Source organism: Parabacteroides sp. AF17-28 (assembly GCF_003479205.1).
Classification (GTDB): Bacteria; Bacteroidota; Bacteroidia; order Bacteroidales; family Tannerellaceae; genus Parabacteroides; species Parabacteroides acidifaciens.
Genome location: NZ_QUGV01000033.1, coordinates 48,731 through 56,516, shown reverse-complemented (window position 1 = coordinate 56,516; position 7,786 = coordinate 48,731). Strand labels below are relative to the sequence as shown.

Annotated in this window: 5 protein-coding genes; 1 reads left to right on the top strand and 4 read right to left on the bottom strand. The window is 55.5% G+C overall.

The genetic code is table 11. The features are described 5' to 3' along the window. Positions 1-73 precede the first annotated feature (73 nt). Positions 74-3,532, bottom strand: coding sequence for a GLUG motif-containing protein (locus DWW90_RS18490; RefSeq protein ID WP_122346042.1), 3,459 nt, complete (start codon positions 3,530-3,532; stop codon positions 74-76). Between the two features lie 209 nt (positions 3,533-3,741). Then, on the bottom strand, positions 3,742-4,134 hold the full coding sequence (locus DWW90_RS18485; protein ID WP_122346041.1) for an endonuclease domain-containing protein: 393 nt from the start codon (positions 4,132-4,134) through the stop codon (positions 3,742-3,744). A gap of 969 nt (positions 4,135-5,103) precedes the next feature. On the opposite strand from DWW90_RS18485, the gene DWW90_RS18480 reads away from it, so the two are divergent. Next, positions 5,104-7,074: a hypothetical protein gene (locus DWW90_RS18480; RefSeq protein ID WP_147382454.1), complete on the top strand. Its 1,971-nt coding sequence runs from the start codon at positions 5,104-5,106 to the stop codon at positions 7,072-7,074. Here DWW90_RS18480 and DWW90_RS18475 read toward each other — a convergent pair. Continuing rightward, positions 7,066-7,491 carry a DUF86 domain-containing protein gene (locus DWW90_RS18475; RefSeq protein ID WP_122346039.1) on the bottom strand — a complete coding sequence of 142 codons (426 nt, stop codon included), beginning with the start codon at positions 7,489-7,491 and terminating at the stop codon, positions 7,066-7,068. The genes DWW90_RS18480 and DWW90_RS18475 overlap by 9 nt on opposite strands. Continuing rightward, entirely contained in the window at positions 7,475-7,768 is a 294-nt protein-coding gene (locus tag DWW90_RS18470; protein ID WP_122346038.1) for a nucleotidyltransferase family protein, read from the bottom strand. Before DWW90_RS18470 ends, DWW90_RS18475 begins: the two co-directional genes overlap by 17 nt. Positions 7,769-7,786: the final 18 nt, after the last annotated feature.

Genomic DNA, 7,786 nt, shown 5'->3' with positions numbered 1-7,786 from the left:
TTACAACACTTACTTCGATTTGCTTGACGGCTATGGCGTCAAGCGCGGGAACGGGGAACATGCCTCTTCCCCATCAATCCCCCACCTTGAACGACTCGCCGCCGAGGACTACGATGCACGGCCCGGCCGGTTTCGGCATCGTGCTACTGCCTGCCGGCAGGAGGGCGGTGCGGAGGAGGCGGCCGTGGAAGTCGTAGAGGCGGGCGGACGTCGGGGCAGGGACGGTGATGTGGAGGAGGTTGCCGAAGGAACGGACACGGACGCCGGCAGCGGGCACGGAGCCTGTGGCCGTCGGGTCGTCATTGCGGACGATGCCGGTGATCGAGACCGTGAGGTCCTGCTCCACATCGCGGATGCGGTATTTGAGCGAGCCGTCCGCCAGCACCTCCGGTGTGAGCGTCTCAGTGCCGTGGCGGTCGATGGTAACGACAGGCTGGGACCGGTCGTAGTCGGCGTCGAGCGTCAGGCGGAAAGGGAAGCTGTAGCCCTCCTCGACCGTATGGCTGCCCGTCTTGTCCAACCGTGCGCCTTCGACCTCCGGCAGGGTGACCGTGTAGTAGCTATAGACAGGCGGGATGTAGGGAGGCGCGCTCTTCTCGGTCACTTCGACGGGGAGGGAGTAAAGGGCGGTAGTGACACTCTCGTAATCAACCAATAGTGTATACATCACTTGGCAACGGTACTTGCCTTTCCCCACTGTCTGCGTGGGATTTTTGCCGCTCATTCCATTCCAGCCTTTCCCTTCTTTCCATTCCAGCCAATAGTAATTATATGTAGGGCTATCACTGCTGCTTGCCCCCTGTTGCCAATCCGAGAAGCCGGCAACCGTCAGCGTAGTCGTGCCGCCGGGAGCGACCTCCGTTGTCCCGCTAACGGACGGACGGGAGATGAGAAGGGTGTCGCCGGGGGTAATGGAGGCTTTGACCTTGTCGACCAGGCCGATATTATCGGTGAAAGTACCGCTGTTCACCAAGCTCGTAGCAGACGCGAGCATACCTCCGCCGCCTTCTGCTAAAGTTAAAGAGGCATTCTGCTTCACCCGGACATTCCCGAGCTTATTCTCGTCACCATCCTTCGGTTTTAACAAATAGAAGTCAGCACTACCATTCTCTTTCACCAACAGGCTGTCGATAACGGTAACGCCATTCAGCAGGACATAGCTACTCCTCACTACACACAACTTCTTCACCTGGCAGGAAAGCACGTTGTCGAAGTGCGTATCTGTACTCGCCTTCCCTACCCTATATGCACAGGTTTTGCTCAGGGTTATGCTATCCGGGACATCAGTAAACGTCTCCATCGGCAGCCCCACAAACAGGTAAGACTGCGAATCTTTGCCTTCCGATGCAACAAACTCGTTCGTAAAGGCAATTGCAGAGGATCCATTTATCGTCACGCGACCGTTAAACGGTGTTGTTTTCTCCCCCTGATATAAGTTATAGACGGCGGTATTGTCCTCTACATTGGCAGCGAACGATTGTGCCTCGGTGAAATAGGAACCGAACTCCTTCTCGGAGAAGGTGGCAACTTCGCTACCGCCGCCCTTCTTCTTCACCGTCAACTTGTCGCCGTCGGAATAAGTATAATAAAACCCCCATTGTATTGCCGGGAAAGAGAAGGACCCGTTTCCGGCGGATATAGCATACGACGAACCTCCTGCTGCCCGCAGGATGCCGCCGGCTTCAATCTCCGCTGGCGTGTCACTATACAGACTGCATCCTCGGTTTTCCCCATAAGCATAGACAACCCCTTTGCTACCTATCGTGAGCTTGGAAGAGGAGGAGGGTGGAGTATAGATTCCATAAGCACCACTACCGGACGCATACGCCCTCAGTGTGTCATTCACCGTCACGCTGCCGCCATCGATATAGAGGCTGCTCGTCTGCCAGAAGTTCGTTCCCGACCCGCTTGCCTTCGGCATCTCGAGCACCACCGGTACCTCCATCGTCAGCGTGCCGCCTCTGACCTGGCAGGATTTGGAGCGGAGGCTGTCGCCCTGGATGATGCAGGCGGTGCCTGCCGGAACGAGGAGGGTGTCGAGGGCGCAACCGGCTTGGGCGTAGAGGTGGTAGGGTTTCAGCGGGTCATTTGGCGTACCGGTCTCCGGCGTAAGGGTCAGGGTGCGGACCTGGCTGTTTTTACCCTTAATGAGATAGCAGGAGTCGGGCTTCAGGAGGGTGATGAGGCCGTCGGAATAGTTGTACTGGTTCTTACTATCCCCCGAAGTGATTGATGCTATGTCTATCACATACGGATTCCCCTCTTTACCAAGAGGAAGCTCTTCCAGATACTCAGCCTTGGCAAGCGCGGGTTGGCCGGGCTTGCCATCTGAAGCATCAGCACTGAAGGTGCTGAGTTTCGGCAGGTTGTTGGTGCCGTTGAAGGCCCAGACGGCACCTTTGCCAGAGGTCGGGAAGAGGAAAAGGTCGGTGGTGAGGCCGGCGTCGGTACCGTCAGTGTAAGTGTTCTGACGGGTATCTTTATACGTCGTTGTGTCGATCTTGGTAGAGGCGTAGCACTGCGAGAAGGAGGAATAAGTTTGTTTATAACCGGATATACGTCCGAGGTAAAGATCGCCATTAGTACCGGGAGTACCCGACAGTTCCTCCTTGTTCAAGGCAAGGGCTTTGGAAAGAGTGCCGGTGTTAGAGCCGGTGATACCGCCGATATGGCAGTCAGGAGAACTGCTAGTGCCTGTCCCCGTAACCTTTCCTGTGGCATACACGGAAGTGATAGAATAGCCTTCATTGCTACCGGCTATTCCACCTGCATAAATACTATTACCCGACGCAGAGACATCGACGGTAGCATAGCAGTTCTCCACTGCCCCCATATTTTGCCCGACGATACCACCAACATGGCATAGGCCTGTCCCCGTTATAGTTGCACCGGCATCACCGGAGACGAAGCAGTTGCGGATAGTGCTGTTTGCGCTATAACCGGCTATGCCACCGGCATAGCAATTAGGTGCTTCACCCTTTATCCCTTCCGCCGCAACCCAAACGCCTACGTTGCTGACCGAAGCATTTTTTATAGACCCGAACAGGCCAACGAAGGCAGAACCACTGCTTACCGTCGTATCCGCCTTCAGCCCCGCCACAAGCTTATGGTTGCCGTCGAAGGCGCCTTTGAAAGGTTTACTGAGGTTGCCTATCGGCGTCCAGTAGTGGGCGCGGAGGGAGAGGCTGTCTGTTAAAGAACCGTCCAGCTCGACCGTGCAGCCCTCGAAGCCGGCGCGGTGGGGGTAGTTGGCGGTGTTAGTTTCGTCATCTGCCTTATAGAAGAGGCCGTCGTTTGTGACTTTGGCAATCCAGGCGAGGCCTTTCGCGGTTTTGACGGTGTAGGTGGTGTCGTTGTCGGTGACGGACAAGAGGATGTCGGTCGGGCTGTCGGAACTACTGCCGACGCTTACGTCTGTGAGCTGGTCGTGCCAGAAGGTTTTCTCGGGGTCTGTTCCACCGCCTTGCGCCTTTGCCGGGAGGGAAAGGAGGAGGAGGGAGAGGAGGAAGAGGAGGAAGAGGGTTGTTTTCATGATGATGTTGTGTTTAGTTACTCCCTCCCCCGCCTCTGGCGGGTACTCCCTCTATAAACAGAGGGAGAGCTAAAGGATGTAACAGTTAATAATCAGTTGATGTAACAGTTTATACTTAGTTTATTATAGTGTCTGACATAGCATCTAAAACTATCTCAAGTTTGTGTGTCAAGCATAGCATCTAAAACTATCTAAAGCTCTCCCTCTATTCATAGAGGGAGTACCCGCGCGAGCGGGGGAGGGAGTTGTAACATCTCCCCCCGTATCTCCTCCAGCACCCCTTCTATATGCTCGAACACCTCCCTATTCTCAAACCTGATCACCCGTATCCCGTGCAACTGCCCGAGATACTCAGTCCGTGCCTCGTCATAGATGCGCCCCTCTTCCGTGAAATGCCCCGCCCCGTCCAGCTCGACGGCCAGGCGGCATTCGGGACAATAGAAATCGAGTATGAAGCAATCTACGCTGAACTGCCGGCGGAAACGCATTCCGTTCATCTGCCGCCCTTTGAGGCGGGTCCAGAGGAAGGCTTCGGCCGGCGTTCCGGCGGTACGGAGTTCGCGGCGGAAGGTGAGAAGAGTGGGGCGGTTGGAGTGTTGCATGGTGTATGTGTTGTTTGTATATAATTATATGTATGTGTTTGTGTGTGTATTAACTCCCTCCCCCGCTTACGCGGGTGCTCCCTCTATAAACAGAGGGAGAGCTGTAGGATGTATTAGTTTATAATTAGTTCATGTATTAGTTTATAATATTAATATGTATAAGCATAGCGTCAAAACTATCTCAAGCTCTCCCTCTGTTTATAGAGGGAGTACCCGCCAGAGGCGGGGGAGGGAGTAATAGTTATTTCCCAGTACCCGCGAAAGCGGGGGAGGGAGTTTTAGCTATTTATTCACAGCCCGTGACCTTACCACTTCATGCTCTATGAACTTACCGCTTCACGCTCTATGAACTTACCACATCTGCCTCTGCTATCTTACCACATCGTCGTCCGTGATGTTACCACCTCACCATCTCCAACCTTACCACCTCACCCCCGGTAACCTTATAACCTCACCCCCGGTGAGAAACCGCCCCTACACATACGGGCACAAAAAAAGCGTGAGTTACTGTTTACGCTTATCTTGCCAATCAGGTCTTCGCATTACCTTTACTGAAGATAAGCAACAGCACTCACGCCATTATCCTATATATACGGCCGAGGGGGCCACCTATATACAAACAATGCACGTGAGCGTTTGTTGCTACCATCTCTCCAGTATAAATCAAAGTTGCGAAGTTCGATTGGCAAGAGATGATATCTTAAAACGCTTTCCGAAATCAATATGAACCGAGGGCGGGCAGAGGGAAGCGCCGGCGCTCCGGGCTTGCGGGTCTTCTGCTGCACTCGCACGGCAAATATAGGGAAAGGTTTCAGGTTTACCAACATTCAGGCAGGTAATTGTTTCACCCGACCGCTGCAAAAGTATGGTTTACTTTGCTTACCGCCATAAAAAGGCGTGGGACAAACCGTGGGACAAATGCATGAAATACCTATCTTTACCCCCGAAAACGACATAAAACGCAATATCATGAAACACATACTCCTCTTTTTGCTCCTTATCCTCCCCTGCTGCGCCTTCGCACAAGACGAACTCACCGAGGCGGCCCGTACCGCCACACGGCTGTATGAGACACGCCAATATGACTCGGCAATCGTCCTCTCGCGCCGCATGCTCCGCGAGCTGCCCGAACATCCGGCGGGCAATGTCGACACACTGAAGGAGGCTGTCTCCAACCTCTGCCTCGCCCTGCTGCGTTCGGGCAACGACAGTCGCCGGCCGGAGACGCTGACGGCTTTCTTCGACAGCCTGCGCACCTCCGAGCATCCGTTCCTCGCGCGCTATATGCATCCGCTCCTGCCTGCTGTCTCGGCGCTCAACCACAGCACGGCGAACGATGGCGAGGGAGCTCTCCGCTTGGCAGATGCCTTTGCCGCCACCCCGCCGGCCGCCGACCTGGCGCAGGAGCTTTTCGCCGCCGACGCCATGGCGCGTATCTACAACTATTGGAGCCGGACGCCGCAGGCCGCCATCGCGATGCAGGAACGCGCCGTCGAGGCACTGCGCCGGGGCGGACGGACGAAGGATGCGCCATACGTGCTGAGTTTCCTCGGCTACTACTACCGCCGCAACGGGGAGTATGAAAAGGCGGCGCAGCTCTTTATCGAAGCGATCGAGCGCGGACGGTGGACGAGCGGCAAGGGGGGACACGGCAAGCCTGCCGCCCGTCCGACACAGGGGACGGTCTATGCCTACGCCAACCTGGCGGCGCTCTACAGCTCGTTCAGCCTCAACGACAAGGCGCTCGAGACGACTGCCGACGCGTTGGAGTGTTCCTTGGCGGCGGACAGTTTCCTGTTGAGCGACCTTTGCCGCTTCCGTTCGTTGGCTTTCTCGGAATTGCACCGGTGGGACTCGGCCTTCTTCTACAACAGCAAGGCGGAGGAGGTTGCCCGACGGACGGGCGACCGGACACGGGTTTACATCTGCCGGCGTACGGCTATCGAACTGCAACTCTCGGCTGCCGGCGAAGCCGACGGCGGGCCGTACACGGGTCTTGCCCCGGAACTGCTCCGGGAGGCTGCCGCGCTTTATGCCGACAGTACGGCGGCGCGCCTTGTGGACAAGGTGCCGGCGCGATTCCTCTACGGACAGGTATTGGCTGCCTCGGGGTCGGTGGCTGAAGGTATCCGGCTGATGGAGCAGGCGGTGGGCGAGTTGGCGCAAATGGATTGGCAAAAGCAATATGCCGCCTCGTCGCGCGTCTTGCTCGACTGGTATGCACGGGAAGGACGGTTGCGCGAAATGGCGGCGTTATATCCTGCTGCCATGGCGGCGGCAGATTCGCTGAACCGGGAAGAGAAACTGAACGCCGCTATCGGTGCGAACGTGCGCTACGAGACGGGGCGCAAGGAGCAGGAGAACCGGGCGTTGACGGCGGAGGTGGCGCTGAAGGGGCGTACGCTGACGTTGGCATGGGTATCGACGGGAGCATTAGCGTTCCTGCTCCTGGCGGGCGGGCTCTATTTCCGGCAGCGGCAACGACTGTTACGCCGGGTCAGCGAGGCGCGCCTGGCACAGATTACTTCTCTCTTGGACGGGGTGCATACGCGGGACGAGCAGTATGCCAAGCTCTCGCAGGTCTTGGGCGAACGGGAACAGGAACTCAAGGAGGCTTCGCGCCGGCGGGATATCAGCGAGCTGCATGCAAAACTGTCGAAACCGCTCTCGGGCCCCAGCGAGGTGGCGAACTTCCGGCAGAGCTTCCAGTCGGTTTGCCCGGACTATCTGCCGGCACTGCACAACCGGTGTGCCGACCTGACCCGCATGGACGAACTGATCGCCATGCTCCTGTTCCTGAAACTGAACAACGATGAAATCGCCCTCACCTTAGGCATCTCCCGCTCCGGCGTCAACAAAGCCCGCAGCCGCATGCGCAAACGGTTGGGACTGGTCGAAACGGGGGTGGTGTTGGAGGAGTTTTTGCAGGGGTTAGTATAACTTGTCCTTCAATTGCCGGAACAAGTCATCTTGCCGACCGGCTTCCAAGTCTGCAATAATCCGTTGCAAGGCCTCCGACAAAGGAGGCAAATACTTCTTTACTATATTGAATATTACTTCAGAATCGACGGAAGCATATTCATGAGATATCATATTCCTTAGACCGAATATCTTTTTCCAAGGTATCTCCTGATACGAAGCCAAAAGGCGTCCGTCAGTAAAACCGTCCACCTTCTTCATCGTTTCACCAATGGTTTGGAGACGCATACAAGTAGCATCGAACAAATTCATGCCCTCATTCGACAATAAGAAATCTCGATGACTACCGATCTCTTTCGCACACTCAACGGCCAAGTCCGTTCGCATCAGTGAGAACGACAGCATGTCGAGAACTGTTTCTTTAGATATATATTGCATCTTTCTCTATATTACGCCGGAACAATGCCCTCATTGTTTCATGCAAGGTGATTACGTCTACTTTCGTACGGAAGAGTTGTTCGAGGTCTTCTTTTATATCCATCAGTGTACCATAGTCGGTTTCACGCAGCTTCAGGCAAACATCAATGTCACTCCCTTCCCTTTGTTCCCCACGTGCAACAGAACCGAAAAGGCCGAGGGTGACAATGCCATACTTCTCGGCCGAACGGGCTTTGAAGTCACGTAGCATTTCTACTATTTCGGAGGTTGTTTTCATTGCTTTCTTCGTTATTAT